This window comes from Streptomyces sp. MBT65, from assembly GCF_016612545.1.
GTDB lineage: Bacteria > Actinomycetota > Actinomycetes > Streptomycetales > Streptomycetaceae > Streptomyces.
Map to the genome: position 1 here is coordinate 1 of NZ_JAENRY010000542.1, position 2,549 is coordinate 2,549.

Sequence of the window (2,549 nt, forward strand, 5' to 3'; positions counted from 1 at the left end):
CCTCGCGGTGGGCGGGGGCGGCCGACGGGGACACGGTGTTCTCGGCGGCCGGGGTGTGGCCGCTGCTCGCGCTGCTGGCGGACGGTGCCGGGGGCGCGGCGCGGGCGGAGCTGGCGGACGCGGTGGGGATGCCCGCGGACGAATCGGCCGCCGCGGCAAGGGAGTTGCTGACCGGGCTCGCGGTGATGCGGGGTGTGGACTCGGCGCTCGGCCTGTGGACGAAGCGGACGCTGGAGCTGCGGGAGGCATGGGCGGCGGGGCTGCCGGCCGAGGCCCACGGGGTGCTCACGGGTGACCTCGATGCCGACCGCGCGGCCCTGGACGCGTGGGCCGTACGACGCACCGGTGGGCTGGTCGAGCGGATGCCGGTGGAGCTGACGGACGCCACCGAACTGGTGCTGGCGAGCGCGCTGGCCTTCCGCACCGAGTGGCTGCGGCCCTTCGACGAGGTGCCGATGGAGAGCGTGTACTGGAGCGACCGGGTCCCACTCGGCCTGCGTCGGGAGACGCTTCTGCTGGACCGGATCGGCGTGGCGGACACCCCGGACGGCCATGTCACCCGGCTCAAGGTCCTGGGCAACACGGCGATCGACGTCCATCTCCTCCTCGGCGAGGAGCGGATGACGCCCGGGCAGGTACTGGCCGCGGGCCTCGGAATCCTGGACGGCCGTCACCCCGTACTACCCGGAGACCGACTCCCCTACGGCGAACCGGGACCGGGCCTGCACGTGGCGAAGGAACGCTGCACGAGCCCGGAGCCACCGACACTCGACGTCACGACGGTGGCGTACGACATGGGCGCGCGGCACGATCTCCTCGACCTGCACCACCTGTTCGGCCTTACGACGGCCCAGGACCCCACGCGAGGGCACTTCCCCGGCATCAGCGCTTCCCCGCTGGCGATCGGCTCGGCCGAGCAGTCCACGGTGGCGAGGTTCCACGCACGCGGCTTCCACGCGGCGGCGGTGACAGCCATCACCGGGACAGCCGCCGGAATACCGGACCTCCGCTACGTGACCACCACCGTCACCGCCCGCTTCGACCGCCCCTTCGCCTTCCTCGACCTGCACCGCCACACCCGGCTGGTCCTGGCGGCGGGTTGGGTCACGGACCCTGAGCCGTTCCCCGAGGACGACGACCAGGGCTGATCATCGGGGCGGAGCAGGCGACGATAGCCTTCCCGTACAAGATCACGCGGCTGCGCGATCTTGGGCTACGGCACGGGCGGGGGCGGAATTGGGAGCGGTTCAGGGGGCGGTGGTCGCGGACACAGCCGTCGGCGGCGGAACCGTCGACGCGGTCAACCGGCTGACAGCACGTTGGGCCGACGCCACAACCGGAGGCACCGTGTTCTCGGCGGCCGGCGTGTGGCCGCTGCTCGCGTTCCTCGCCGACGGGGCTGCGGGGGCCGCGCGGGCGGAACTCTCGGACGCGATGGGTGTGGCCGCCGACCAAGCGGGCGCCGCCGCACGGGAGTTGTCGGCCCTGATGCGAGCGATGCCCGGGCTGAACTCCGCGCTCGGGCTGTGGACCCGGCGCGAACTGGCCGTACGGGAGGAGTGGTTGGCGGGGCTGCCGGCGGACACGCACGGGGTGCTCACCGAGGATCTCCCGGGCTCCCAGCGGGCGTTGGACGCGTGGGCCGCCGAGCGGACGGACGGGCTGGTCGAGCGGATGCCGGTCGCGCTGGACCAGGACGTGCTGATGGTCCTGGCGAGCGCGCTCGCGCTGCGTACCGAATGGCCGCGCCCCTTCAGCGAGTTGATGCTCAGACCGGACGCCGGGCCGTGGCAGGGACGGCAGTTGACCGGTCTGCGCCGCACCGGAGTCCGTCTCGACAGGGCCGGTGTGGCGAGCGGCCCGCGCGGTCGTGTCACCGAGGTGAAGGTCCCCGGCGACAACGGAATCGACGTCCATCTGCTGCTCGGCGAACAGCGCATGACCCCAGGACAGGTGCTGGGCAGGGGAGTTGACGTCCTGGCCCGCCGTCTCCCGGTCGTGGCGAGCGGTCAACTCCCGCACGGAGACGTGGGACCGGGCCTGCGCGTCGAGCAACACCGGTGTGCCGCACCGCAACAGCCGGAACTGACCGTCACGACCGTGGCATACGACATGCGGGCCCGGCACGATCTCCGGGAGCTGCACGGCCTGTTCGGGCTCACGACGGCGATGGACAGCAGGGGCGGCCACTTTCCCGGCATCAGCCCGTCCCCGCTGGCCGTCGGGCAGGCCGAACAGTCCGCGGTGGCCCAGTTCGGCGCACTCGGCTTCCGCGCGGGCGCGGTGACCGCGATCGCGCCCGGCCCCGGCGGTTCCCGGCCCGACCTCCGCCACACGACGACCGTCGTCACGGCCCGCTTCGACCGCCCGTTCGGCTTCCTGGCCGTGCACCGGGAGTCGCGGCTGGTCCTGACGGCGGGCTGGGTCACCGACCCGACGCCGTACCGGAGGTAGGGGCAGGGGGCCGGGGGGACTCAGGGTCGGGTGCGCTCCGTACGTGGTAATCCTCCGCGCGCTTCCCACCCCGGCCCCGCAGGGCACCCCATCGT

2 protein-coding genes are annotated in these 2,549 nt (G+C 73.3%); both read left to right on the forward strand.

Annotation, left to right across the window (positions count from 1 at the left end; genetic code table 11):
- Positions 1 to 1,148, forward strand: a 1,148-nt coding sequence (locus JHN63_RS49985; protein WP_234478906.1) for a serpin family protein, incomplete at its 5' end; no start/stop codon positions are given.
- A 109-nt stretch (positions 1,149 to 1,257) separates the two neighbouring features.
- The gene (locus tag JHN63_RS49990; protein WP_200691775.1) at positions 1,258 to 2,454 is read left to right on the forward strand and encodes a serpin family protein; all 1,197 of its coding nucleotides are present in this window, start codon (positions 1,258 to 1,260) and stop codon (positions 2,452 to 2,454) included.
- The last annotated feature ends 95 nt before the right edge of the window (positions 2,455 to 2,549 follow it).